Origin of the sequence: Shewanella sp. 6_MG-2023 (assembly GCF_030547195.1) — a bacterium.
Taxonomy (GTDB): domain Bacteria; phylum Pseudomonadota; class Gammaproteobacteria; order Enterobacterales; family Shewanellaceae; genus Shewanella.
This window is the reverse complement of sequence record NZ_JAUOQU010000014.1, coordinates 58,273-83,977: the sequence shown is the minus strand read 5'-3', so window position 1 is coordinate 83,977 and position 25,705 is coordinate 58,273. Positions and strand designations below refer to the sequence as shown.

At 40.9% G+C, this 25,705-nt stretch carries 23 protein-coding genes; 15 read left to right on the top strand and 8 right to left on the bottom strand.

What is annotated here, in order from left to right; genetic code table 11:
* Nucleotides 1-116 precede the first annotated feature (116 nt).
* The 3 genes from ubiA to Q4533_RS10215 all read left to right on the top strand — a co-directional run bounded on the left by ubiA (nt 117) and on the right by Q4533_RS10215 (nt 3,070).
* Complete coding sequence (ubiA, locus tag Q4533_RS10225) at nt 117-1,007, top strand: 4-hydroxybenzoate octaprenyltransferase (protein ID WP_102476510.1); 891 nt, start codon at nt 117-119, stop codon at nt 1,005-1,007.
* A 35-nt stretch (nt 1,008-1,042) separates the two neighbouring features.
* Nucleotides 1,043-1,939 carry an alpha/beta hydrolase gene (locus Q4533_RS10220; RefSeq protein WP_102436897.1) on the top strand — a complete coding sequence of 299 codons (897 nt, stop codon included), beginning with the start codon at nt 1,043-1,045 and terminating at the stop codon, nt 1,937-1,939.
* 114 nt (nt 1,940-2,053) lie between these two features.
* The gene (locus Q4533_RS10215) at nt 2,054-3,070 is read left to right on the top strand and encodes a hypothetical protein (protein WP_303502691.1); all 1,017 of its coding nucleotides are present in this window, start codon (nt 2,054-2,056) and stop codon (nt 3,068-3,070) included.
* A gap of 87 nt (nt 3,071-3,157) precedes the next feature.
* On the opposite strand, the gene Q4533_RS10210 is transcribed toward Q4533_RS10215, so the two are convergent.
* The 4 genes from Q4533_RS10210 to Q4533_RS10195 form a co-directional block, all read right to left on the bottom strand.
* The gene (locus Q4533_RS10210) at nt 3,158-3,736 is read right to left on the bottom strand and encodes a nucleoside triphosphate pyrophosphohydrolase family protein (protein WP_102436893.1); all 579 of its coding nucleotides are present in this window, start codon (nt 3,734-3,736) and stop codon (nt 3,158-3,160) included.
* A gap of 189 nt (nt 3,737-3,925) precedes the next feature.
* The gene (locus Q4533_RS10205; RefSeq protein ID WP_102436891.1) at nt 3,926-4,510 is read right to left on the bottom strand and encodes a TlpA disulfide reductase family protein; all 585 of its coding nucleotides are present in this window, start codon (nt 4,508-4,510) and stop codon (nt 3,926-3,928) included.
* Nucleotides 4,503-4,979: a cytochrome c-type biogenesis protein CcmH gene (locus Q4533_RS10200; protein WP_241903470.1), complete on the bottom strand. Its 477-nt coding sequence runs from the start codon at nt 4,977-4,979 to the stop codon at nt 4,503-4,505. The genes Q4533_RS10205 and Q4533_RS10200 overlap by 8 nt, the downstream gene beginning before the upstream one ends.
* Nucleotides 4,976-6,955 carry a heme lyase CcmF/NrfE family subunit gene (locus Q4533_RS10195; protein ID WP_303502690.1) on the bottom strand — a complete coding sequence of 660 codons (1,980 nt, stop codon included), beginning with the start codon at nt 6,953-6,955 and terminating at the stop codon, nt 4,976-4,978. Before Q4533_RS10195 ends, Q4533_RS10200 begins: the two co-directional genes overlap by 4 nt.
* 507 nt (nt 6,956-7,462) lie before the next feature.
* Between Q4533_RS10195 and Q4533_RS10190 the strand changes: the two genes are divergently transcribed.
* The 11 genes from Q4533_RS10190 (at nt 7,463) to Q4533_RS10140 (ending at nt 18,733) form a co-directional block, all read left to right on the top strand.
* Nucleotides 7,463-9,490, top strand: a complete 2,028-nt coding sequence (locus Q4533_RS10190; protein ID WP_303460435.1) for a cytochrome C — start codon at nt 7,463-7,465, stop codon at nt 9,488-9,490.
* Between the two features lie 85 nt (nt 9,491-9,575).
* Nucleotides 9,576-10,007: a rhodanese-like domain-containing protein gene (locus Q4533_RS10185; RefSeq protein WP_102440243.1), complete on the top strand. Its 432-nt coding sequence runs from the start codon at nt 9,576-9,578 to the stop codon at nt 10,005-10,007.
* Between the two features lie 74 nt (nt 10,008-10,081).
* A complete protein-coding gene (locus Q4533_RS10180; protein ID WP_102475885.1) occupies nt 10,082-10,855 on the top strand; it encodes an FKBP-type peptidyl-prolyl cis-trans isomerase in 774 nt (257 codons plus the stop codon).
* Nucleotides 10,856-10,931: 76 nt separating this feature from the next.
* Complete coding sequence (locus tag Q4533_RS10175) at nt 10,932-11,672, top strand: nitrite reductase (protein ID WP_303502689.1); 741 nt, start codon at nt 10,932-10,934, stop codon at nt 11,670-11,672.
* A gap of 67 nt (nt 11,673-11,739) precedes the next feature.
* Nucleotides 11,740-12,447, top strand: a complete 708-nt coding sequence (locus tag Q4533_RS10170; protein WP_102475886.1) for a 4Fe-4S dicluster domain-containing protein — start codon at nt 11,740-11,742, stop codon at nt 12,445-12,447.
* 1 nt (nt 12,448) lies between these two features.
* Nucleotides 12,449-13,396 carry an NrfD/PsrC family molybdoenzyme membrane anchor subunit gene (gene nrfD, locus Q4533_RS10165; RefSeq protein ID WP_303502688.1) on the top strand — a complete coding sequence of 316 codons (948 nt, stop codon included), beginning with the start codon at nt 12,449-12,451 and terminating at the stop codon, nt 13,394-13,396.
* A 105-nt stretch (nt 13,397-13,501) separates the two neighbouring features.
* Complete coding sequence (locus Q4533_RS10160) at nt 13,502-14,002, top strand: nitrous oxide reductase accessory protein NosL (RefSeq protein WP_303502687.1); 501 nt, start codon at nt 13,502-13,504, stop codon at nt 14,000-14,002.
* A gap of 110 nt (nt 14,003-14,112) precedes the next feature.
* Complete coding sequence (gene nosD, locus Q4533_RS10155) at nt 14,113-15,495, top strand: nitrous oxide reductase family maturation protein NosD (RefSeq protein WP_303502686.1); 1,383 nt, start codon at nt 14,113-14,115, stop codon at nt 15,493-15,495.
* Nucleotides 15,496-15,501: 6 nt separating this feature from the next.
* Complete coding sequence (locus Q4533_RS10150) at nt 15,502-16,404, top strand: ABC transporter ATP-binding protein (protein ID WP_102440249.1); 903 nt, start codon at nt 15,502-15,504, stop codon at nt 16,402-16,404.
* A gap of 6 nt (nt 16,405-16,410) precedes the next feature.
* Entirely contained in the window at nt 16,411-17,235 is an 825-nt protein-coding gene (locus Q4533_RS10145) for an ABC transporter permease (protein ID WP_102440250.1), read from the top strand.
* A 220-nt stretch (nt 17,236-17,455) separates the two neighbouring features.
* A complete protein-coding gene (locus Q4533_RS10140; protein ID WP_102475888.1) occupies nt 17,456-18,733 on the top strand; it encodes a winged helix-turn-helix domain-containing protein in 1,278 nt (425 codons plus the stop codon).
* A gap of 108 nt (nt 18,734-18,841) precedes the next feature.
* On the opposite strand, the gene fre is transcribed toward Q4533_RS10140, so the two are convergent.
* Together fre and ubiD are read right to left on the bottom strand one after the other, a co-directional pair.
* On the bottom strand, nt 18,842-19,540 hold the full coding sequence (gene fre / locus Q4533_RS10135) for an NAD(P)H-flavin reductase (RefSeq protein WP_102475889.1): 699 nt from the start codon (nt 19,538-19,540) through the stop codon (nt 18,842-18,844).
* An 80-nt stretch (nt 19,541-19,620) separates the two neighbouring features.
* A complete protein-coding gene (ubiD, locus tag Q4533_RS10130; RefSeq protein WP_102440093.1) occupies nt 19,621-21,102 on the bottom strand; it encodes a 4-hydroxy-3-polyprenylbenzoate decarboxylase in 1,482 nt (493 codons plus the stop codon).
* A gap of 608 nt (nt 21,103-21,710) precedes the next feature.
* Here ubiD and Q4533_RS10125 point away from each other — a divergent pair.
* Nucleotides 21,711-22,337, top strand: coding sequence for a hypothetical protein (locus Q4533_RS10125; protein WP_303502685.1), 627 nt, complete (start codon nt 21,711-21,713; stop codon nt 22,335-22,337).
* A gap of 1,158 nt (nt 22,338-23,495) precedes the next feature.
* Here the strand turns inward: Q4533_RS10125 and Q4533_RS10120 are convergent.
* Entirely contained in the window at nt 23,496-23,795 is a 300-nt protein-coding gene (locus Q4533_RS10120) for a transposase (protein ID WP_102440095.1), read from the bottom strand.
* 476 nt (nt 23,796-24,271) lie between these two features.
* On the bottom strand, nt 24,272-25,633 hold the full coding sequence (gene mgtE, locus Q4533_RS10115; RefSeq protein ID WP_102440096.1) for a magnesium transporter: 1,362 nt from the start codon (nt 25,631-25,633) through the stop codon (nt 24,272-24,274).
* Nucleotides 25,634-25,705: the final 72 nt, after the last annotated feature.

The window sequence follows — 25,705 nt, the reverse complement described above, 5'->3', positions numbered from 1 at the left end:
GGTAATTTTTTACTAGAGCGGACATAATTCTAAGCGAAATAATAAAGTCACTCGTGGGTTATGCGAGATGACAAATAAGAAGTGATACAACTTCAATTGCAGGAGTGAAGTAAACCATGTCAGCAGTCTCATGGACGTTACAACAAAAAATATCGGTTTATAAACGCTTAACGCGCCTTGATAGGCCCATTGGTACCTTGTTGCTAATGTGGCCGTGTTTAATGGCGTTATTGCTTGCAGCGGGTGGCATGCCTGATGTGAAGGTGTTGATCATCTTTATGCTAGGGGTGGTCGTTATGCGTGCTTGTGGTTGCGTGATTAACGACTTTGCAGATCGAAAACTTGATGCCCATGTTGAGCGCACTAAGATGCGGCCTTTAGCCTCAGGTGAAATCAGCAGTAAGGAAGCGCTGATATTATTTGTGGTGATGGCATTAATCGCGTTTAGCTTAGTATTATTTTTAAATCCGCTAGTGGTAAAACTATCGGTTGTCGGCATTATCTTAACCATCATGTACCCGTTTATGAAACGGGTAACCAATATGCCGCAAATGTTTTTAGGCATAGTGTGGAGCTGGTCAATTCCTATGGCCTACGCTGCGCAGCTAGGTTATGTGCCCATGGAAGCTTGGTGGTTATTTGTTGCCAATTGGTGTTGGACGGTAGCTTACGACACCATGTATGCCATGGTTGATAGAGATGATGACTTAAAAGTCGGCATTAAATCTACAGCCATTTTATTTGGCCGATACGACCGCCAATGGATTGCCGCGTTTCAGTTAGCGGCCCTAGGGTGTTTTATTATGGCCGGTTGGTCAGCGGAACGTGGGTTATTGTATGGCATTGGCATTAGCACCTTTATTGCCTTTAGCAGTTATCAGCAATGGCTTATTTATGGCCGCGAACGCGCGCCATGTTTTAAGGCTTTTCTAAATAATAACTGGGCCGGATTTGCTTTATTTATGGCATTGAGCGCAGATTATTTATTTTCTTCAATAAGTGCGTAGAATAGGGCGAAAAATTACATCAACAAGGATAGCTGATGACCATTTCTCGCTTTATGATACTTTTTCGCAGTATCGTATGCTGTAGCCTCTTTTTAAGCGCGGTGCCCGCCGCGTTTGCAAGCTTTACCATACCGAATACCACAGTGGTTGAGGTAGAGGATAGCGATCGCACCTATAATCTTTATATCAAACTGCCCAATAGCTATAACCAAATTGATAAGCTAAAAAGCTATCCGGTTATTTATATGACTGATGCTGTGTACAGCTTGCAAGTGGTCTCGGGTGTGACTCGTTTGTCTATGGACCGTACTGATATGCAGCAGGCTATTTTAGTGGCAGTATCAGGACAGCAAGGCCGCAGCCCCGCAGCAAGTCGTATGCGTGATTACACCCCGTCAGTTGATACTAACAGAACCCAAGCCACCGGTGAGGCCCAGCGCCACATGCAGTTGTTTGCCAATAAAATTATCCCTTATATGAATCAGCATTATCGCACTCAGCCATGGCAAAACACCTATGTTGGCCATGCGTTAGGGGGCTTGTTTGGCGCCTATATCTTACGTAATAAGCCCGCATTATTTAATAACTATGTACTGGCGAGTCCGCCATTTTGGTTTGATAACCAGCAGTTACTAAAGCAATTTCGCGAGCCGGAATTTATCACTAAATCAATAAATGCCAATGTATTTATTGGTGTCGGAGAGTTAGAAACGGCAGAAAACAGCGAGTTTGGGCAAGATATGGTGGCAGATGCCAAGTCATTTTATCAGCTGCTACAACAAAAAAATCGCTTAACTGCAGCTAATGGTTCAGGTATCAATGCCAAGTTAATGCTAATGCCTGTAGCCAATCACAGTATGGCGTTTCCGATGTCGGCGATCTATGGCTTAGACTGGCTGTTTGATGCTAAAACGGGGGTTAGTGGTCACTGATTAGGCGCAATAATAGTTCTATCAAAAAATAAGACATTTATGCCATAAACATAAGCCATAAACATAAGTTATAAACATAATTTTAAGTTATAGAACAATAACAAGGATTGTTATATGAGACCCATAGTTAAGTACCGACTGCTGTTTTTAGCCTTTGCGATAGTACTGTTTACTATTGGCGTGCAGTTAACCCCAGAATCCCTAGCGACTGCTAATGACGAGCTAAGACTAAGCCTTATCGCTATCGGCTACTTTGGCTTAATACCGTTGGCATATTGGTACTGCATTATCAAAAAAGGCAGCCAGAAATGGTGGAAGCTGATTATTATTTTAAGTACCAGCAGCTTGGTGGCGAGGCTGAGCTTTCCGGCAGATATCGCCGACTATTTTGAGTTTGTAGCTTGGTTAAAGTACCCCATTATTGGGGTGTTGTTGATCATTGAATCATTTCTGGTTTTCACTATCATTCGCGGTTTGTTGAAGGTCAGAAAGGTCAAGGGCGACCCCCGAGTGAGTGCGGTTGAGGTGTACGCAGATGAAGATGAAAAGGCTTTGTCTATCGCCTTCATCGTCGCTGGAGAGCCGACTAACTGGTATTACGCTATCCCATGGTTTTCACGCAATCACCCCACTGCCATTAGCCACATTAAGTTATTGAGTGCCAAGCCTTGGCATTTGTTATTAATGCTTATCGGTTGTTTCACTAGTTGTGTTGCCAGCTATATGATTTTGGTTAACTGGAGTGAGTTAGCGGCGATTATTGTTCCTTCAATCATCAGTTTAACCTTGGTGATGCTGGTGGCAAATTATCGTATATCACGCCGTTATTCCATGTATCGAATTCGTAACAGGTTAGTGGTTAATAATGCCATTTGGGGCTTTATGGCGATCGACATTAACGAAATTGAAGCGGTTGCAGTGAATCAAGTGGCCAAAAAAGTTGCCGATGATGAACTATCAATAGGGCGAGGCGAGCAGACTAATCTCACTATCCGTTTTAAAGTGCCACAATGGTATTTTGGTGGGTTAGGGCAGTTAGTTGAAAAGCTTACTGTGGTGCATATTAATGTGGCTGAACCTGAAAAGGTGGTCGCGGCACTAACTGATATTGAGCAGTCTGAAGCGGCTTAAAAATTCATATTTACACTAAACGTAACCCATAAAAAAATGCGTCCACTGTGGACGCATTTTTTGGTTAACAACTGATTTAGTGGTTGTTTAGTTTTTTACTAATTTTTCGAGATCAGCTGGGCGGTAATAAACGGATTTTAATACCTTACCTTGGCGAACCACTTTACCGGCCATTTCAACATCTTTAGCGCATTTAGCGATGATGAATTCACCCTTAGTGCTGCCCACGATTTCAACACCTTGTTTAGCATAGTGAGCAATGGTTTCATTCAGCTCTTGCTCATTGCGACACACTTTACTCATGTTGCTAGAGTGAACTTCATCCCAGCATTCAATGAAGTTAACTTCACGGTTTTTAGCAACAGACAGTAATAAATCAATTAAATAACTAATTTCTAGACGGTCACTAACTTTTGCTGCGCCTAAGTGGACTAAACGGCCCATTAATACGTAAACAGAGTCAACGATGGCATCAGCTTGTTCAACGCGGCAATCCGCTTCAGCAAGCTCTGTGAGCTCTTCAATGATAAGTGAAGTGTGCAGGGTATCGGCTTTGTCATCTAGACTTGATGCATTTTCGATAGGTAAATCAAAGGTGCTGCGAAATTCTTTGATATCACGGTACAAGTGGTCAAAAATGGTTTGGTCTAAAACAGATAACTTCATTATTTATTAAGCCTAGAAAGTAGTAAATAGGCGAATATGGTAATGAATTGACAGGGCTTGTTCAAGATAAACGGCGGCCCAATTGCACAGGGACACCGTTTGTGAATAAAAAAACCGCCTAGGATGAATCAGGGATGTTAGGCGGAGGTTAATAGACAACCTTTTGTGATGATGAAACTTTCAAATTAATTATCGATGGGCGTATTTTTCAATCAGACCATCTAAATAAGGTTGGATACCTTCATCTGTCCAATCAATGTATCCACGAACAAAGCCGACTAGGTTTCCTTTGCCGTCTAAAATAAAGCTAGCAGGCAGTAAATCTGCAGGCATGATGTAATCAACATTCTTGTCAGGATCAATCCAAGTCGCGTAATTATCAAAACCATGTTGTTCGAAAAAGGGTTTTATATCATCTGGATTTTCATCAATAGAAATTGGCACAAGTGCAAAGTCTTTATCTTGATTTCGCTCTTTAATTGCCTGCATCGCTGGGATTTCTTTGATACACGGTGCACACCAAGTTGCCCATAAGTTCACCATGACTAGCTTGCCGTGGTGTTGTGCTAGGTTGACCTTGTTTTGTTGCTGATCGCTAAAGTCAATGTCTTGAATTTTGCGCGCATTTCGCAGCTCAACAAAACGCGACATCACCATAGGTTTCTCTATTTGTTCACCCGTTTCATAGACTTTCACATCCACAGGCTTTGCAGCAGCATTAAAAGTAACGCAGCCAGTTAAAAGCAGTAACGTGATTGGCATTAATTTATTCATATTCATTCTCGTTTAAATGGAGTTTAATTGGCGTTTGGGGTTGTTTAATAATCCAAGCGATACCACCGATTATTGTGAAAAAAAACAACCCAATTGGGATGAGCCATAAAGCTAACGTGCCTGAGTGCAGGCTAGGTTGATAGCGGATTCGTTCGCCGAAACGGGCTACCATAAAATCAATGATTTCTTGTTTGGATTGACCCTGATCGAGTTTTTGAAATATGTGCCCTTTAAGCTCGTTTGCTATTTGGGTTTCCGAATCAAATAAACTGCGATTATCAGATGCTGGGCAGCGCAGTTCTTGGGCAATTTCAAAACCAAGTTGACGTTTTTCATCAGCAGAATAATTTCGGTGGGATAATGCCTCAGAAGCCGTGACATTTTGCACGCTAAATATCAATAACACGGTTAATATGGCCACTGAAATAGGGCTGAACATGCGGTGGAGCATTCGATAGAATGGGGTCATGAGGTTGCCTCCTCTAGTCGAGATGTTTTCTGATCATTAGTGCGACATGGTGAGTGTTTTGATGCAGTGCTGTCACGGCAAGCTATGACAACCCATACGCCTGCTAACATCATCAAGATTGCGCCAATCCATAACCAATTCACCATAGGTTTGTAACTGATACGCACTAAATACTCTGTGTCGTTGAGCTGGTTGCCCATTGAGACATATAAATCTTTACCTAAGGTTGAATAGACTCCTGCTGCAGACATCTGCATGCCGTTAGTTTTAAAGGTTTGACGTTGCGGGTAGGCATAACCTACCGTCGTTTCTTCCTCATCCATAATACGAATGTTGGCTTGTAGCGCATCGTAACTGTTGGTTGAAACTTGCTGGGTGTTTTCAAATACGAAGGTATAACCTGCTAGTGTTCGCCCTTGATTAGGGCCCATGCTCAACACTTCTTCTTGCTCAAGGTTTGATACAACAGAGCCTGCAAAAATAGCCACTGCGACGCCAAGATGAGCGACACACATAGCATAAAATCGACGAGTCTGTGTTATTGAACTGGTATGAAGTTGATGCTGGATCATGGCAATGATCAATGTGAGCACTAACCAAGTCACAGACATTAAACCGATGAAGAACCAAGCATTTGCTTGTTCAAATGAGTTGTTGATGATTGCTGCTAATACGATTGAGATACCTAGCAAAAACGCAGGCACTTTCAGATTCTTAGCGCTATCTTGTTGCCAACGCAGTAGAGGGGCTAGCCCCATTAATAAGCTGAGTAGTACCAGGATAGGGACAAAAATACTGTTGAAATAAGGAGCGCCTACAGAGATGGTGACGCCAGTAATAACTCGGTAAATAATCGGATAGTAACTACCTAGTAGTACCGATAAAGCTGCAATAACCAGTAACAAGTTGCCGATTAATATCAAGCTATTGCGTGAAATTAAGGCAAACTTATCGGTAGATTGTATATATTGAGCCCGAGTGGCAAAAAGTGCTAAGGCGCTACCAGAAAACAGTACCAACAATAGCAGTATTGACATACCACGAGTTGGATCCGCAGCAAATGCATGAACGGATTGCACCACACCTGAGCGTACGATAAAAGTGCCCAGTAAGCTTAATGAGAATGCTAAAATAGCCAGAAACAAGGTGAGCTTTTTACATTGTCCGAAGCGTCCAGTCATCACCACTGAGTGGACTAATGCAGTGGCAACTAGCCAAGGAATAAAAGAGGCATTTTCAACCGGGTCCCAAAACCACCAACCACCCCAGCCTAGTTCGTTATATGCCCACCAAGAACCAAACGCATTACCCCCTGTTAAGAAAACCCACGCCAAAATAGCCCAAGGACGTAAATAGCGCACATGCTGTTGTGTGAACTGTTTTCCCATGAGTGCAGCAACTGCCGCAGCGAAGCACACCGTGAGACCAACGTAACCTAGAAATAATAACGGTGGATGAATAATTAAGCCAATGTTTTGCAAGATAGGGTTGAGGTCTCGACCTTCGATAGGGAAGTTGGGTAATAACCTAACAAATGGGTTTGAGGTGAAAATGATGAATAAGCTAAAGCCACAGATAACAGCTGCTAGCACTGAAATTGTTCGGATAAAGAAAGCATGATCAGCTTCATTGTTATGAGTATTGGCAATAATAACCGTCCATAACGCGATAGCACTCACCCAAAATAACATTGAGCCTTCGTGGCTGCCCCAAATAGCAGCGACTTTATAGAAAGTCGCTAACTGAGTATTAGAGTGATCAGCGACATAGGCTACTGAAAAATCATTGCTAATAAAGCTAATAGCTAAACAAATAATCGCACCTAAAAAAGCACTAATCATCATATTACTGATAGGGCGATAATAGCTAATTAAATAAGCATTACGCTTATATAAACCTACCATAGGAATAACGGCTAATAATAATGATAACGCAGCGGCTATTATTAACAGTAAATGTCCAATCTCTGGGATCATATTATTACCTATATATTGTGTGGAGGGGTTGATAATTAATATCAAATAAATCTATTTTGTTAATGAGAAAGTTATATCAATATTAATTAGACGTTTTGTTGTCTTTAAACGACTTGTTTCTAGCGACTTATATCATCAATTAAATAAGAAGCAACTGAAGGTTATCTATGTTGAGGATATTTTTCTGTGAGGTTGATCTTAATAATTTTGCTAATTTTAATATTGAGATATTTTTATTTTGTAAAAAACATATTTATGATTTTTCATAGATAAAAAATGGCATTTTTATATAAAAAATAAAAATAAAAATACAATTATATTGTTGTTTTTATTGGTTAATATTGTTTTTAGGTTTTGTTAGGTCTGAGGCGTTTTATGATGTGATCTAGATCAACAAATTATTGGTTTTTATCTTTAAACTTAGTCTTGCTCAAATTAATTATATCGCTAGCTGAACTGCCAGGTTCGACTGCAACATATAAAATAATGATGATTAGGAGTGGGACAATGAAACAGGCTAAATACAAGATAGCAGCACTAAGTGTGCTAGTTTGTCTTGGCATTGTTGGCAATGCAACAGCTGCTGGTGGCAAGTATAATAGTTTGCCAGAAATGGGTAAGACAGCACAGAAAGTTATTTCAAATCCAAATGGAGATGAAGAATCAAAAGGCGTTAAAACGCTACAAGATTATATTGTTCAAGAAAAAGAACTTTTTGATTATTTATTCCAGAACCATCCAGTATTTAAATACCATGAAGAAGGTAACTTAGTGGGTGATTACCACATTAGTGATCGTGGTGAAGAGTATTTAGATACAGGTAATAGCCCTAAATATAGCAAACGTGTGGGTCGTCCAAGCGCTGTTCAATATCGTTTAGGTGCTAAATCAATTCTTGATTATCCAAACAAGTTTGTTGGACCTGAAAAATGTGGTGAATGTCATGCTGTTCAATACGAAGCATGGAATCGTTCTCGTCACTCTAAAACAATTCGTTTCCCTGGTGAACATCCAGAAGTGGATAACGATTTGAACAAGACCATGTACAACACCAAAGATACCTCTATTTTGGCTGATGGTATTACGCCTGACATGATCTACGCAACTGTGGGTACACCACGTACTAAATACGGCTTCATTGATGCATGGTTAGTCCGTGGTACTTACCATATTCGTGACGGCTTATTGAGAGATGGCAGCGGTAAAATGGTCGCTGGTGGTAACCAATTCTCACGTGGTTGGGCTGAATGGTTAACGCCTGAAATGGCTGCCAAAATTAACGCAGTTATCCCAGAATTTCCTGAAACTAACGATGGTAAAGCATTTGGTCCAAGTGGTTCTCACCAAGTGGGCATGAGCTCATACGGTGCGAAGTATGAAAAAGAAATGTTGTTCCAACCTGCAAGCTCTTACTGTGAAGTGTGTCATAGCTTCAAGTTCGACTTCGAAACTAAAGATGAATACTTAGCTGCTTTAGGTGACCCTAAAAAACTACAAGAACATACCATTTCTAAAGGTATTGCTTGTGAAGAATGTCACGGAGCAGGTGGTCATCTCGATGGTGGTAATGGCGGCGGAATGCCTTCGAATTGTGAACGTTGTCACCAACGTTTTAACTTCGTTGATGAGCTAGCTGATACTGAAGAAGGCCAAGATAAACTTGAGTATGCTTTTGGTGTGAAAATGAAGTCTGCATGTCCATCATGTGGTACTGAAGGTTCGCAAATGTTCGCTTCTATGCATTATGAAAAAGGCATGCGTTGTGCGACCTGTCATGATCCACATGAAGTTACAAGCAACGATTGGAAGTCTGGTTATACCAAACCGAAAATGAAGAAAGAGTGTTCTGACTGTCACGCAGCGCAAGCTGAAATCGCAGCAAACACTAAGACTCATAGCGACCAAAGCTGTACAAGTTGTCACATGCCTAACATGGGCAGTTGTGAAAACTTCACCGCAATGCAGTTCCCTGATCAAGCTGGTTTCGACGCGGTTCGTAAGTCGCACATGTGGAAGATTGAAATCGACCCAACTCAGAAGACATTGAACCCACCAGAAGGCAAACCTCGTGAATCTACTGTGAAAGGTTGGACTGTTGCGAAGAATGCTAATGGTAATAACTACTTAGATTTAATGTGGTCTTGTGCTCGTACTGCTATCTCTGATGATAATGTCGTTAATGGTAAAGGTTGTCACAGTCAGTTCCAATCAGAACTTGATCCAAGCCTACACTACGAAGATCAACAAGAGATCTACGGCGAAGTGATGAAGTTCCAAACGCCTATCAAAGAAACTTACGCTCAAGTTGTCGGCGCTCTTGACACTATCGACCAATTATTAGAAGTGACTAAGTTATCTGTTGAAGATAAATCACAAGTTCTTCTATTGGCTGATAAAGCACAAGATGCAGTGACGCTGCTTGAAAAAGATGGTTCTTGGGGTGTCCATGGTGCGCGTTATACCCATAAACGTATTGATGCAGCACTCACTTACGTGACTCAAGCTCAAGCCATTATTAATGGTAAAAAAATGTAAAACCCTAATGGCTACTCACGTATGTGAGTAGCCATTTTTTAATAACTCGGCGTCAGCCGATGCCGAGATATTTTGAGAGAAAACCATGAAAAAACTACTTAGCAAGATTTTGATTTCAGTATCGTTGTTCGTCGCAGTGCAAGCACAAGTGTTTGCTGGTGCGGGTGGGGATCTCATTCCAATTCCTATTAATGACATTCAGCTTAATCCGATTTCAATGCGTGAAGCTGAGTCGTTAGTGGGCAATGAAGATGTTTATTTTTTTGATGTAAACACATTGGAGTTATGGGCTGAAGGGTTTATCCCTGGTGCGGTGTACTTCAACGTTAAGAACTGGAAAAAGTTACTTCCAAAAAATAAGGATGCGGTGATGGTGTTCTACTGTGCTAACACTTTATGTACTTCAAGTGCGATGGCTGCACGAGAAACAGTAAAACTAGGTTACACAGGGGTTAGACATATGGCCGATGGAATTTACGGCTGGCGATTGTCAGGAAGAGTAACAGAATTACCTTAACCATTTTATTACCTATTTAAGACCTGATGATGTGTTGTCGCTGGGTCAATCTATTTTCCAAGAGAGAGTGCCAAATGAAATTATTAAAGAAAAGTACCTTAGCCATTGCAACGTGTATGACATTGGTTTTATCAGCAGGCAGTTTTGCTGCTCAAAACGTAGAAAGCGATGTTGAAAAACAGTCTTACAGCATGGGCGCTTCTATTGGTAATTACCTATCAAGCCAAATTTATAACCAAACGGAGCTTGGCGCTCAAATTAATGTTCAATTGGTGATTGATGGTGTGATTGATGCGCTTAAGAATGAACAAAAAATGTCTGATGAAGATGTGCTGACTTACTTAAACGATCGAAGTGAACTACTTAATTTATTGAGTAGCCAAAAAATGCAACAAATTGCCCTTGAAAGTAAAAAAGCCAGTGATGCTTTCTTAGTTGAAAACAAAGCGAAAGATGGCGTTAAGGTGACGGGTTCTGGCTTGCAGTATGAAGTGATAAAAATGGGTGAAGGCAGAAAACCTAACCCTGAAGATGTGGTCACTGTGAAGTACAAAGGCACATTAGTTGATGGGACTGTATTTGATGAAACGACAGATCCAGTTCGTTTTGCATTACTGACAGCCATTGCTGGTTGGGAAGAAGGTTTACGCTTGATGCCTGAAGGCTCAACCTTTCGTTTTGCCATTCCATCTGAGCTAGCGTATGGCAAAGACGGTGCTGGTGATATTCCTGGTGATACCGCATTAATTTTTGAAGTGGAATTAGTTAAGTCTGAAGCACCGAGTGAAAACGCAAAAGGTATGGGCCTAACAGGTATGGGCATGAACGGCATGATGGGCTCTCACTAAGCTTTTACTAACAACAAGTTGTCATTGAAATTTTGGTGATAACTCATTAATTAAATTCAAGAAAGAAGAGACACTTATGAATATTCTGGTCTTAGGTATAGCAGTATGTCTGAGTATATTTATCGGACTCTTCTGGTTTCATCACAGTGTATATAACCGTAATTTGAGCAGCACTGTGATGAAACAAGCCAATAAAGTGGCTGACGGTAACAATGGCGAGCATTGCCTTAAATATGATGAATTTAAGCTTGCTGGTTCTTATCAAAGTCCATTATGGATGTCAGTCGCTGTATTGATTTTTTCGTTATCTATATATGCTAGTGGAGGACATTTCCAAGGTTGGGATAAAGGTCAGGCAGATGAATCGGTGGATTACTTGATTGCAGCCAGTATTACTAAAGGGCGAGATCAAGTTCAGCAACAACCACAAAATGAATTAGCGCTTATTTCGTTAGCACAATCATATGCAGAAGGCGGTTTATATGCTGACTCTGTGACGACGCTAGATCAGTTAATTGAGCTAGTGGGTGCTGATGCTGAGTTATTAGGCATAAAAGCGACATCAATGTATTACCGAGATAGTCGTCAGTTTTTACCTGAGACCAAAATGGTCATTGATACAGCGTTGAGTTTTCAACGTGATGAGCTTAATACCAGATTGCTACTCGCAACAGATGCTTACCTTAAGGGTGAATATGTTGACGCGATAGATCACTGGCGCATCTTACTGTCCAATCAAACTCAATCTTTTAATAGACAATCTATTAATAACGCAATTATGAAAGCCGAATTTAAATTAGATGAATTGAGTCGATGATTCGTCATTTGAATTTGCAGCGAACCAATAAATACCAGTCAGCGATAGCTGCACTAGGGAGGATGTTGTGAGTGAAAATATAGAAAGACGGAGGTTTCTAAAAGGTATTGGAGCTGCTTCTTTAATTCTGGGCCCTATGGGCTGTACTTCAGTTAAAGATGACAACGAAGATGCTAACAAACCTCATTACGTTATGGTGTTTGATCAAAATAAATGTGTCGGTTGTGGTGAGTGTAAAGAGGCATGTAATGTCGCAAATAACTTACCTGACGGCAAATCAAGAATGTTGATGGAACATCAATCTGGCGGTGTTGAAGGGCAAGCATGTCCACATTGTGGCAAAGAAGAGTGTAACTGCGAACGTAAGTTTGTTCGTGTTTCTTGTCAGCAATGTAAAAACGCGCCATGTGTCAGTGTATGTCCTACAGGTGCGGCACATAAAGATCCTAAAACAGGGATCGTCACCATGGACGCAAGTAAATGTGCAGGTTGTAAATACTGTATTGGCGCCTGCCCATACAATGCACGTTTTATTAATGAAGAAACTGATGTGGCTGATAATTGCGATTTCTGTTTAAACAGCAAATTATCAAAAGGTGAGTTACCAGCTTGTGTACAACAGTGTAAATATGATGCGTTGATCTTTGGTGATGCTAACGATCCAACCTCATACGTTAATAAATTATTAGCGGTGAAAGACTCTGTGCGTATGAAGCCTCAATTTGGTACTGAACCAAGCCTTCGTTACATTCCAGTTGTTAAGTTGGGGGTATAAGATGGACGGTTCAATGGAGTTTACCATGGGGCTATCTGAAGGGGTTGCATGGCCTTGGCCAATTGCTGTTTACCTTTTCTTAGCCGGTATTTCAGGCGGTTCTTTAGTGGTTGCTTTAGCAATTCGCTTTTTTAAAGGCCAAACTGAAACTACCCCACTGTATAAAGCTGCCAGCTTAATCTCGTTTGTGACGATTGCACTGGGTATGTTATGTCTGGTTTTAGACTTAACCAACCCATTGTTCTTCTGGCGTATCTTGGTGTTCTACAACTTCACATCTGTGATGTCAGTAGGGGTTATCGCTTTATGTGTGTACATCCCACTTACGGCAGTGTTGTGTCTTTATGCCTTTGAAGATGAAATCAAATCGATTCCAGCATTAAGCTTCTTGCTACCTATTATTAATATGCTTAAACCAGTTCGCAAACCTTGTGAAGTGACAGCATTAATTTTAGCGGCATCTGTATGTGCTTATACCGGTTTCTTGATTTCAGCGTTAATCCGCTTCCCACTGATTAATACTGCAGTTTTACCAGCGCTATTTATAGCGTCAGGTGTCTCAGCAGGTGCGGCTGCATCAAAAATGTTGTCGGTATTCTTGTTCAAAGAAGACATGCACAGCAGTGAACTTAAAATCCTTCATGGGGCTGAATGGCCAATCATGATTGCTGAAATTTTGTTTATCTGCATGATCGCAATGTCGCTTGCAACGGGTAATGCTGGTGCGCAATCAGCTTTTGAAGCATTTACAGCTGGTGTATGGGCAAATCTATTCTGGATTGGTGTTGTAGGTGTTGGGTTCTTAGGGCCTATCTTGCTTAACTTCGCCACAGGTAAAACCTTTAGCCATTCAGCTAAAGCATTTTACTTATCAGGATTTTGTGCCATTAGCGGCATGATGTGTTTACGCATGTTTATCCTGTATGCAGGACAAACATACGCAATTTAACGTTTGCCTGAATCACCCTCAAGCCACATGACTTCCTTTAGTTATTTTTGAGGGTGATTCTTTTTAATATGAATGATTTACCCAGTGTTTCAGTTGGAAATTGATATGAAAAAAATACTATCTTTATTATTGGTGCCATTTTTATTTGCTTGTACTCCCGAAAACATAGTGGCTGAAGTTGACCGTCATGCTCACCAAATTCATGAGCATGATCGCTGTCATATGTGCGGCATGATAATCACCAAATATCCTGGGCCTAAAGGCCAATTAAAGCTGAATAATGTCGCTAATGCCCCATCATTTTGCTCAACACGAGACATGTTCAGCTTTTTGTTACAGCCAGAAAATACCCGTCAGGTGAACCAAGTTTGGGTGCATGATATGGCCAAAACAGACTGGGATAATCCCAAAGATGAATTCTTTATTGACGGTAAAACAGCGACATATGTTTATGGCACCAGTCGACAAGCGGTGATGGGCCCAGCTGTAGCCTCATTTAGTACTGAACAAGCAGCGCAAGATTTTGCCCGTGAGTTTGGTGGGGCTGTATTGAAGTTTGACGACATTACCATTGAATTATTAGGCGAGAATATGAGCCATCATTAAGCCTATAAAAACAAAGGTGCTAGCTTGGTAAAGTATTAATGTTTTTAATTTATTAAAAGTCATTAGCTAAGCAAATTCAGATAATTGGTTAGATGAAAGTGAGAAACTCCATGGGTAAATTTGTATTGATTTGGTGGTGGATTATTGGTGTATTTACTGCACCTATTACGCTTGCTGATTCAATGGAAATAAATGTTAATCCACTAGTCAAATCTGTTTTATTGCAAGAGATTATTGACGACGCGAGTGCTCATGACCGCATTGCTTTGAGTAATCAAACCTATCTTGGTAATGCGATTATTAATAAGCCCCTCACATTAATCGGTCATCCCAGGTCAATTATTGATGCTCAAGGTCAAGGTAGCGCCATCACGATTGCCAGTAATGACGTCAATATTAAGCAATTAAACATTCTCAATTGGGGAGACGATCAATATGAACTGAATGCAGGCATATTGATTAATGATGGCATGACAAACATTGTGATCGCTGACAATGTACTCACTGGCGATGGCTTTGGCATTCGCGCCGATAATAGCCATCATATTGAAATTTCTCACAACCTGATTAGCGGCGATGCTGAACGCTTTGTATTGGATAGAGGCGATGGTATTTATCTAAAACGTGTGGATCATGCTGTTATCAATGGCAATGTAATTAAAGATGTAAGAGATGGCGTGTATCTAGAATCAGGTAAACACAGTTTAGTCACCAATAATCAATTTTCTAAGCAGCAATACGGTATTCATTACATGTATACCGAAGATGACGAAGCCTTTAATAATGCAGCCACAAAAGTCGATGGTGGTTACGCATTAATGAACTCTAAGCGGATTAATCTACATCATAATCAAGTTAATGGTGCTGCGATATTTGGTGTGTTGCTAAACATGACCAATGACTCAGACGTTCAAGCCAATCATGTGAATAATATCGTTAATGCAAACCCTAAAATGCCAACGGGCGATGAAGGTAAAAGCATGTTCATTTATGGCGCCCGTGATAACCGTGTTTATAACAATGAATTTGCTAATAGCGAAATTGGTATTTATATGGCGATGGGCGGCGAAGGCAATCAAATATATCGTAACCAGTTTATTAATAATCAAGCTCATGTGAAGTATGTCGGCGATACGATTGTTGAATGGAGTCATAAAGAACAAGGGAATTATTGGAGCGGTTTTATCGGTTGGGATCGAACAGGTGATGGGTTTAGCGAGCAAGCTTATCAGCCAAGCGATCATTTAGATCGTTTGTATTGGCTTTATCCTGAAGCGCATTTTTTATTGAAAAGTCCTGTGGCTTCTTTGCTGCGCTGGACTCAGCAGCAATTTCAAATTATGCCGGAAGCAGGTGTGATGGATAGTTTTCCAATGATGAGTCCGACTGCAAATTCCAATATTGGTTATGCCGCTGAACTAGCAGATTATTCATATGTAAATTCAAACATAGTTTCAACAATTCAGCCTTCTGAGCATTCGTTAAATAAGTAGGTTTTTATGCCAAGAAATTCAGTTATTCAGGTTCAGAACCTCATTAAACAGTACGGTGAATTTACTGCCGTAGGCAATATCAGTTTACAGGTACATGCGGGGGAAACGTTAGCATTGCTGGGGCATAATGGTGCAGGTAAATCTAGCCTGATAAAAATGCTGTTAGGCATAGTAAAACCCACATCGGGCCAAATTACCATGATGGGTAAAACGGTGACTCATGAGAAAGATCGCCGTCAGATCAATCTAGGTTACCTACCTGAAAATATCAGTTTATATGAAAAGCTCACCGGCAAAGAGGTGTTGAATTATTTTGCCGCGTTAAAGCGGATTGATAAATCAAAAGTTCTACAAGTACTCGAAGAGTTTGGCCTTGAGCATGCGCAAGATAATCCGGTTAAAAGCTATTCAAAAGGCATGAAGCAGCGTCTAGGTTTTGCCCAAGCAATATTGTCATCTCCTGATATTTTATTACTTGATGAACCTACAGTTGGACTTGATCCACAGGCCTCACTGTTTATGTATCAAAAGATTGATGAACTCAAACGCCAAGGTTGCGCCATTGTAGTGTGTACCCATGAGTTGGCAGTTGTTGAAGATAATATTGATCGTGCTTTTATTATGGCTAACGGCATGGAATTAGCCTCTGGCTGTGTAGAGACGTTGCGCCAATTAACAGACTTAAAAGTGTTGTTTAAAGGAGAGGAAATTAATCAAGCGATAGCAGAGGATGAGTTTTTAAATACATTGGCTGTGAATAATCAATTATTGATTCATCAGGTAGATAAGCCAAGAGTCATGCAGTATCTCACGCAGCATTGTGGCGTTTATAACTTCTCTATTGAAGAACCTGGTTTAAGTGATATTTATCATCACTGCATGAATAACCGTCAGCAAAACGTTGCTTGAGGAATTATGATGTTTACACCTATTTTAACCATCGCCAGTAAAGAAATTAAAGACAACTTTCGTAATCGTTGGGTTGTGTTTATCGGTCTGATATTAACTAGTTTATCCTTAATAATTTCATTTTCAGGTTCAGTTGTCACGGGTGAGTTAGCTGTTCCAGAGCTGCCAATGTTAATGGCCAGTCTAAGTTCCATTGGAGTATTTATTTTACCATTAACGGCTATTTTGTTGAGTTATGACAGTTTTATTGGTGAAGAAGAGTCTGGTACCTTGCTGTTGCTATTGTCATACCCTTTAAGCCGCAGTCAGATATTATTAGGTAAGTTTGTTGGCCATATCACTGTGCTAGCTTGCACTATTGTATTTTCTTTTGGATTAACAGCTGCACTTATTCATGTGTTTACTGGCACTGAATTGTCATTATTGTTGCCGTTGTTCTGTCATTTAGTGTTTAGCAGTATTTTACTGAGTATGTGCTTTGTATTAGTGGGTTATGTGGTGAGTTTGCAGGTGGCTGAAAAAGCTAAAGCCATTGCTATTTTATTGTTTATTTGGGTAGCGGTTGTATTGGTTTACGACCTTATTTTACTCACACTTATGGTAGCGGAAACTGTGGAGCTTTCTAGTCAACTTTTACAGGTAATGATATTGCTTAATCCAAGTGACATTTTCCGCGCTCTGATGTTAGTTGCTGCCCCTCAACAGGATACTAGCAGTAGTTTATCGTCGTTAGTTCAATTTCCTCTGTCTAACTTGTATATCGCATTAACAATATGGGTTGGGGTAATGATGTTGATTTCACAAAGTTTATTTCATCGGAAAATATTTTAACTGCAATGCTTAATTTTAGAGAATGAAATGGTTATTCATTCACAATGTTAATAGCAGTAATTAACAAAAATATATTTTGAGGTATATCTATATAAGTGTCTGTATTATCTGGTTTTAAAATATTTTAAGACTGAGTCGGTAATCACATATTTTTGATAAGATATGAATTATGATTCATGTGATTTCAATTGACTCAATAGTAAAACTTTAGGTGCAGGCAGTGCTAAAAATCACTTCATATTTAACACTCGATACTTCAGCCAAGCAGCTGATTAATCATCTTAATGATGAGAAAACCAGTCTGACTTTTTCTGAAAATGCAGTATTAATTAAATTATTAGATAATAGCGAAGAAATCTGGACAAAAGAGCACCTATTGGCGGAAGGATGGCCTGATAGGGTGGTTGCGCCTACTTCATTAACGCAGTGTATTAGTACATTACGCCGTAAATTAGAACCTTTCTCTGAGATTCATTTAAAAGCTGTCGCAAGACGTGGCTACCAGCTTCATATTGATGAACGCAGCCATGTGAAAATGGTTTCTTTAACTGACTCCGGTACGATTAGAGCTGCTTTTTTAGATGTCAGTGTGATGGTGAAAATTGCTGGTGCGTTATTTGTTATTGGATTAATCATTCTTGCTTGGTATCAATGTGAGTACCATAAAGTCCTTAAAAATACCGCATTTTGGAGCAGTGACAAGCAAGTTGAGATTAATATTGGTGGCTTAGAAGAAAGCGCAACTTTATTATACAAAAACGATACTGATCAACTGCATAAATCTAAGTGGCAGAAACATATTGCGCCTGAAAGTAACTTTGTCCAAGGATTAAAGGGCTTTAGTGCTTTTGCATTGACCAATGGCAACAATTATTCATTTGCTGCTTGTCCTGGTTATTCATTAGATGATTGTGATGGTGTTGGGATTATCAATATCAATGCGCTATCTCCAGAGCCTGCTGGCTTGAATATGCGTGAATTTGTACCGTTAACTAAAAAAATGGAAGAACGTATTCGATTTAATCGAGTGCTGATCCCAAAAGATAGCGTTGGCAATATTATCGAGCATCATTACCATGCTGACGTGTATTTTCCCGCAGCAGGTGAGAAGCTTATCCGTGGTGATTTTAGTCTCTCACTTGTCTATGACGGTGAAAAGAGTGGCCAAATCTATACCACGATCTGCATCACTGACGAAGATTGCAGTACGACGCCAATTAAATGGAAAACCCGTGGTACGTTTAATCAATATGAACAAACCATTGGCGATTATGAGGTTGACGTTTTCTATAGCAAAATAGCTCAAAAAGAGTTTATAAAGCCAGACTTCGTTACCCCGTCGGCAATGCGCTTTTACCGTGAAATTCGTCGAATGGATATTCAAGAAACCGAATTGATTTTCTTTAGAGTGCATTCCACTGAGAATACCGCTGTATGGATATTCCCTTTTATGGATGGACTTGTAGCTTGGTCTAAATATGAGAAAGTACAATTCTAGCCATTAGTTTAGCGTACTGAATAATTGAGTTTTAGTGCGAAGAAATAATGGGGGTAAACAAAAAGCCGACTAAAATAGTCGGCTTTTTAATGGGTAAATCAATTAGGCTTATTTGATAAATGCGAAGGCATCACCATAAAGGTGAGCTTCTTCTACGCCCATACCGCGAAAGACTTCACGGGCGGCGCCAACCATATCGAAACGGCCAGCAATATAAATGTCGTAACCCACTAAGCTGATATGATCTTGGTTTATTTGCTCAAGCAAGTTGGCTTGTTTACCATTCCAGTTAGCTGTCGCTTCTTCAACAACGGGAATAAACTCTAACCATTCATGGTTTGCATGCCATTGGCGGGCAATGTCTTGGTAGTACATGGCTTGCTCGTTACGACAACCCCAGTAAAACTGTGTTTTTATTGTATGGCCGCTAGCAATTTGCTGCTCAATAATACTCTTAATGTATGAAAACCCCGTGCCGCCAGCAATCATGATGCGAGGGCGTTGGCTGTCTTGACGAAAAAAAGCCTCGCCAGCAGGGGCTTCAATATCAATAAACTCGTTGTTTTTTAGGCGCTCAACCACTTGCATTGGGTAGCTTTCTGATACCGCGGCGCCAATGTGCAGCTCAATTAAATCAGCGTTAGGCGCAGAGGCGATAGAAAAAGGACGTTTGTCTTTTTCTCCCATAACGATGGATAAGTATTGCCCTGCTTTGAAGTCAAAAGGGACTTCTGGTTTAAGTATGACCTGAAAAACAGCATCATTAAATGGGGTGATCTTTTCAACTTTACAGCGAATGGTGTTCATCTAACATCCTTGGTAGCCCTTTCTTTGAAGGGTGTTTTTATTTTATTTGTAGGGTAGAGGGTTAACTCTTTAGCTGGGCATTATAGCGTTGGGCTATCATCAATACCTAATTCGTCCCAGATTTGATCCACTTTATCTTTGACTGCTGGGTCCATCACAATTGGCGTGCCCCATTCTCTGTCAGTTTCACCTGGCCATTTATTGGTCGCATCTAAGCCCATTTTTGAACCTAAACCGGCGATAGGCGAGGCAAAATCAAGGTAATCAATCGGCGTATTATCCACCATTACGGTATCTCTTGTTGGGTCCATACGGGTGGTAATCGCCCAAATCACATCTTGCCAATCGCGGCAATTGACGTCTTCATCAACGATGATGATGAATTTGGTGTACATAAACTGTCGCAAGAACGACCAAGCGCCCATCATTACCCGTTTAGCATGACCGGCATATTGCTTCCGAATTGAAATTACTGCCATGCGATACGAGCAACCTTCAGGCGGCAAGTAAAAGTCGATAATTTCAGGATATTGCTTACGTAAAATCGGCACAAAGACTTCGTTTAACGCCACACCTAACATGGCAGGCTCATCCGGTGGACGACCTGTGTAGGTGCTGTGATAAATCGCATCTTTACGCTGGGTCATATGGGTGACGGTAAAAACTGGAAACTTGTCTGTTTCGTTATAGTAACCAGTGTGATCGCCATAAGGGCCTTCTTCAGCCATTTCTTCAGGGTCAATATAGCCTTCTAAAATGATTTCACTGGTGGCTGGGACTTCTAAGTCGCAACTGATGGCTTTGCACACTTCGGTGCGTTCACCACGCAGTAAACCGGCAAAAGCATATTCGCTCATTGAGTCTGGCACAGGGGTTACCGCGCCTAAAATAGTGACTGGATCGGCGCCTAATGCCACCACCACAGGGTAGCGCTCACCTGGGTGTTTTTCTTTGAAATCTTTAAAGTCTAATGCGCCGCCGCGGTGATCAAGCCAGCGCATAATCAGTTTGTTTTTACCTAATAACTGCTGGCGATAAATCCCTAAGTTTTGTCTTTTTTGGCGCGGACCTTTAGTAATGGTTAATCCCCAAGTCACTAGAGGCGCCACATCGCCAGGCCAGCAATGTTGTACCGGTAATTTGGTTAAATCCACCTCGTCACCAGTTAATACCACTTCCTGACAAGGTGGGTTGCGCACGGTTTTTGGCGGCATGTTTAACGCTTGTTTGAACTTAGGTATTTTGGCAATAGCGTCTTTAAAGCCACTTGGCGGCTCAGGTTCTTTTAAAAAAGCTAGCAATTCACCCACTTCACGCAAAGCCAGTGGGTCGTCTTTACCTAACGCCATAGCAACACGTTTTGGAGTGCCAAATAAATTCACTAAAACTGGCATGTCGTTATTGGTTGGGTTTTCAAATAACAACGCAGGGCCGCCAGAGCGCAAGACGCGATCGGCAATTTCAGTCATTTCTAGATTGGGATCAACAGCATAACTAATCCGCTTTAGTTCACCATTAGCTTCAAGGTGATCAATGAAGCTACGTAAATCCTTAAAACTCATGGCTTATTCACTCTATTGTTAATCGCTCTTTGGGGCGCACTATAGCATTTTTCTAAAATAGGGTTAAGCGATGTTTATTTGTTGGTCGTTGATTTTAATTAACCTGCTCATAGCTATTGCCCGCGTATCTATCAGCATTTTTATAAAACTGGGTTAAGCGATGATTATGGGTTAGATGTTGATTTGAATTAACCAGATAGCGCCGGTATCTATGAGCATTTTTCTAAAATAGGGTTAAGCGATGTTTATTTGTTGGTCGTTGATTTTAATTAACCTGCTCATAGCTATTGCCCGCGTATCTATCAGCATTTTTATAAAACTGGGTTAAGCGATGATTATGGGTTAGGTGTTGATTTGAATTAACCAGATAGCGCCGGTATCTATGAGCATTTTTCTAAAATAGGGTTAAGCGATGTTTATTTGTTGGTCGTTGATTTTTATTAACCAGATAGCGCCGGTATCTATGAGCATTTTTCTAAAATAGGGTTAAGCGATGGTTATTGGTTATAGGTTGTTTTGAGCTAGACTTGTTTATAGGGTAATTGCCATTTAATTGCCCTATATTAGCTGCTGTAGAAAATGCTGCTTAGGTACAAAGGGGGCGTGAGATGAACAAAGAAGCACAACAGACACTGCCAAAGACCTGCTTTACGGCTTTATATCTGATGAGCTTAAAAGGGTATATCTCAGTAACTGTAGGCTTGAGTTTAATGCTTGGCATAAGCACTAATGCCCAAGGGGCTAATGCTCAAGACGCGAGTCTCCACAAGATTTCAGCTAGCATGCAAGCTTTTGATGGCTTGCCGCAACTGCGATATCTTACATCCGATCGTCATCATGGTCATTCACGTCATTCACGTCATTCAGGTTCATCAGTGCGCTGGGGCGTCGGTGTGGGGTGGAATAACGGTTGGCGTTACCCTTATTATAATCGGTGGGGAAATCGATGGAATAATGGCTGGGGCTGGAATAACGGCTGGCAAACGCCCTATCGCTATGATTACTATGATCGCCATTACCGCAGAAACTATGTGCAACCGCAGCAACATCAAGTGGTGTCTCCACCGAAACGATCCACCACCAGTATTGAATACGCCAGTGGCTTAACCCAGCTACCTGAAAATGCCCGCGCTATCCAAAGAGACGGCAGAACAATTTATCAGTGGCAAGGGCAAGAGTATTACTTTGACTGGTCATCACAACGCTATATGAGATTAGCCGCAGAAAAAGACTAATTGAGTGGCGCTGTTTCTACATAGGCTGAGAACGTTTATAACGTTTAAAGATAAAAAAGCCCTGATGGATCCTTCCATCAGGGCTTTTTGTGCATTGTCTACCGACAAAATGTATCGGCATTAAAACTGTTGTTGATGAAAACTTATTCATTCGCTCACTACGAAAACTGGGGAGAGAAGCAGTTGCTCATGTCCAAATAGTCGTCAACGGACTCAATAGGTTTGATAGTAGAAAGCAATTCCATGAAGTAAGGGGTATAGAATGTTTTCATAATCAATAGTCGCTGGGGACGACCATCAATCAAATCAAAGCTATTGGTTGTTAAATTAGTTAATACTCGTAATACATCTCCTAGTTTATGCTTTTTAATATTTCCCCTTATGACTTCCATTCATCAGGGTTACGCTGTTGCTTGCCTACGACATATTATTGTTATTATTCCTTGTTGCAGGTATTCAATTCAGTGACCATGCAAGCATGGGGGAGAGTGCTGTCACCTTGTTGAAACGGATAAATTAGCCATGTTGATAGAAGTATTACCTTGGGCGCTTAAGCCCTAATAAAACCTCTATTGCTCACTGCTGGGGAACAGTTAGCAACACATCAAATCTGCCTGAATCTATCTCCAATCACCCTAGTGACATCCTTACTTTAGGGTGGTTTACCTGCCTGTAGGCATACCTGCGACTTATAATTATTGTTAGCCTTGTTGCAGGTTTCAATTCAGTGATACTGCAATCATGGGGGGAATGCAGTCACTGAGCTTGAATAAAATTGACAAGCTTGATTGTTTAAAAGCCTTTATCGTCGGAATATTAGCTTCTTAATAAGTGCACTTGGGGTGGTGCGCTTATCGAATCAAACCTACCGGAATCGTTATAAAATCAATTCGTTTCGTATTCACGGGCACCAATGACATCCTTTCATTAGCACCGGCCTTACACTGCCTTTTGGCATTCCTGCGACCTATTATTATTGTTAGTCCCTGTTGCAGGTTTTTAGCTTACATAGCTGCTTTATATCAGCTTTTTATGTAATAAAATTGACAAACCTGAGGGTGAACAGCTCTATATTTTACAATAGATTTGTCGCTAATTAATTGCCGATGGGGGCAGCGTTTAATTCAATCAAGTTTGTCGGAACTGTGTTAATCCCCACTAATTGCTATTAATCGATAACAGCTGCTGATTCAGCTGAGATAACTTAAGTTGTAAGTGAGCTATCTCTGACACTAAAGCGCTTTTCTGTTTAGCTTGTGTACGCTTGCGAGTGGTCACGCCCTCGGCATTAGTTTTTGATGTCATCGCGGTTTCTTTATTTTTAACCCATTGGTAAACCGTTTTTGCTGAGATGCAGTATTGCTTAGCAACATCAGAAATTAATCGATTATGTTGCTTCACTTCAGCGATCACTTGCTGCTGAAAGCTCTCGGGATAAAACTTTGTTTGTGCTGACATATTAGCTCCAAGCATTTAAAAGCGATTAACTTCGTCGGCTTAACGATAAGACTATTCTACTTCCCATAGGCTACAGCCTACATGCTTATAAAAGTGGCACTGATTACGACAAAGATTCAAACATGTGTGTAATAATTTCATCATCGACTCCTGCTGATATTCAAATTTATAAGGCTTAAATTTCTCCACTAAATTGGTCAAATTAAAAGCTACCTCTTTAGTGATACGTAACTCAATGGAATACTTGTGCCAATTATGAAATAAATATTTTACCCTTTTATTACAGTGACTTATTTTTTTAAAGTGTTAGCTCTAAAAAGTGGGCGTGAAACATCTTGGTGCAAAAGTACTATTTTGGTGCGAATTGGTTTTAATTGGTAAACAAAAGTAACCATTAAAACTCTATGGTTTTAAGGCACAAAAAAGCGGCAATAAATGCCGCTTTTTATGCTGATGAGAGAGGGGGTTTTACGGCGCTACATTAAGAAAATGGTCGCTAAGCCTAAAAAGGCGAATAAGCCAATCACATCGGTGACTGTGGTTAGTACCATACCGCCAGCCAATGCCGGATCGATATTGAGTTTTTTAAGTATGAGCGGAATACTGGCCCCCGCTAGTCCGGCAACGGTCATGTTAATGAGCATCGCGCCGCCAATGAGACCGCCCAGTGCCATATCACCTTTCCATAGCCACACTGCAAAGAAGACCAGTACCGACCACATGAGGCCATTAAGAAAACCAATGGCTAATTCTTTACCGATAAGCCAACGGGAGTTACTTTGGCCAATATGACCCAAGGCTATACCACGAATAACCAGAGCTAAGGTTTGATTGCCTGCCACACCGCCCATACTAGGGACAATAGTCATTAAAATCGCGATGGTGGCAAATTGCTCTAACGTGCCTTCAAACATATTACTTACTGATGCAGCAAGTAAGGCGGCAAACAAGTTAATGGTAAGCCATAGCGAGCGTCTGAAGGTGCTTTTCATTACGGGGCCAAAGGTATCTTCATCGTCATCCATACCCGCCATCCCCATCATTGAGTGTTCGGCGTCTTCACGAATAACATCGACCACATCATCAATGGTAATACGGCCTAATAATTTTTGTGCTTCATCTACCACTGGGGCCGAAATCCAGTCATGGCGTTCAAATAATTGCGCCACTTCATTATCAGGCATGTCCACAGGGATGCTTTCTAATTCAGGATCCATGATGCTGCGAATGGTTGAATTAGGATCACAGGTGAGTAGATCGGCAAGGCGCACCCCACCAAGCACATGATCGTTGCGATCAACCACATATAAGGTATCTGTGGTATCGGGTAAGTTGCCGCGCTGGCGCAAATAGCGTAATACCACATCAATATTAACGTCAGGACGCAAAGTGACCGTATCTGTATTCATGATACTGCCAGCGGTGTCATCAGGGTATGACAGTGCTTGTTCGACGCGATGGCGGTCTTGACTGCTCATGGATTGCAGTACTTTTTTATAAACAGCATCTGGCAAACTTCTTAAGATGTAAGCCAAGTCATCGGTATCCATCCCAGAGGTGGCTTGGGCTACTTTTTCTGGGGTCATAGCGCTGATGAGTGAATCTTTTAACTCTTCACCGAGTTCTTCTAGGATTTCACCCGCTTGCTCATGATCAATCAGTTGCCATAACACTTGACGAGTTTTCGGCGGTGATGATTCAAGAATTAATGCGACATCGGAGGCGGCCATGTCATGAAGCATATTTCTGACATGAACAAACATACCGCTACCTAATGCTTGTGTAAGCTGATTAAGACGTTGTTCGGTCAGTTCGCTGTCGATGACTTCAATACCCATTGGCTACTCCTGAAAAGACGATGATGAAATGTTAACTTAACTCACCGGAAAGAATGAAGAAATTTCTAATAT

Coding starts and splice junctions, on each gene's coding strand:
- ubiA (WP_102476510.1), top strand. CDS start 117: ATGTCAGCAGTCTCATGGACGTTACAACAAAAAATATCGGTTTATAAA.
- Q4533_RS10220 (WP_102436897.1), top strand. CDS start 1,043: ATGACCATTTCTCGCTTTATGATACTTTTTCGCAGTATCGTATGCTGT.
- Q4533_RS10215 (WP_303502691.1), top strand. CDS start 2,054: ATGAGACCCATAGTTAAGTACCGACTGCTGTTTTTAGCCTTTGCGATA.
- Q4533_RS10210 (WP_102436893.1), bottom strand. CDS start 3,736: ATGAAGTTATCTGTTTTAGACCAAACCATTTTTGACCACTTGTACCGT.
- Q4533_RS10205 (WP_102436891.1), bottom strand. CDS start 4,510: ATGAATAAATTAATGCCAATCACGTTACTGCTTTTAACTGGCTGCGTT.
- Q4533_RS10200 (WP_241903470.1), bottom strand. CDS start 4,979: ATGACCCCATTCTATCGAATGCTCCACCGCATGTTCAGCCCTATTTCA.
- Q4533_RS10195 (WP_303502690.1), bottom strand. CDS start 6,955: ATGATCCCAGAGATTGGACATTTACTGTTAATAATAGCCGCTGCGTTA.
- Q4533_RS10190 (WP_303460435.1), top strand. CDS start 7,463: ATGAAACAGGCTAAATACAAGATAGCAGCACTAAGTGTGCTAGTTTGT.
- Q4533_RS10185 (WP_102440243.1), top strand. CDS start 9,576: ATGAAAAAACTACTTAGCAAGATTTTGATTTCAGTATCGTTGTTCGTC.
- Q4533_RS10180 (WP_102475885.1), top strand. CDS start 10,082: ATGAAATTATTAAAGAAAAGTACCTTAGCCATTGCAACGTGTATGACA.
- Q4533_RS10175 (WP_303502689.1), top strand. CDS start 10,932: ATGAATATTCTGGTCTTAGGTATAGCAGTATGTCTGAGTATATTTATC.
- nrfD (WP_303502688.1), top strand. CDS start 12,449: ATGGACGGTTCAATGGAGTTTACCATGGGGCTATCTGAAGGGGTTGCA.
- Q4533_RS10160 (WP_303502687.1), top strand. CDS start 13,502: ATGAAAAAAATACTATCTTTATTATTGGTGCCATTTTTATTTGCTTGT.
- nosD (WP_303502686.1), top strand. CDS start 14,113: ATGGGTAAATTTGTATTGATTTGGTGGTGGATTATTGGTGTATTTACT.
- Q4533_RS10150 (WP_102440249.1), top strand. CDS start 15,502: ATGCCAAGAAATTCAGTTATTCAGGTTCAGAACCTCATTAAACAGTAC.
- Q4533_RS10145 (WP_102440250.1), top strand. CDS start 16,411: ATGATGTTTACACCTATTTTAACCATCGCCAGTAAAGAAATTAAAGAC.
- fre (WP_102475889.1), bottom strand. CDS start 19,540: ATGAACACCATTCGCTGTAAAGTTGAAAAGATCACCCCATTTAATGAT.
- ubiD (WP_102440093.1), bottom strand. CDS start 21,102: ATGAGTTTTAAGGATTTACGTAGCTTCATTGATCACCTTGAAGCTAAT.
- Q4533_RS10125 (WP_303502685.1), top strand. CDS start 21,711: ATGAACAAAGAAGCACAACAGACACTGCCAAAGACCTGCTTTACGGCT.
- Q4533_RS10120 (WP_102440095.1), bottom strand. CDS start 23,795: ATGTCAGCACAAACAAAGTTTTATCCCGAGAGCTTTCAGCAGCAAGTG.
- mgtE (WP_102440096.1), bottom strand. CDS start 25,633: ATGGGTATTGAAGTCATCGACAGCGAACTGACCGAACAACGTCTTAAT.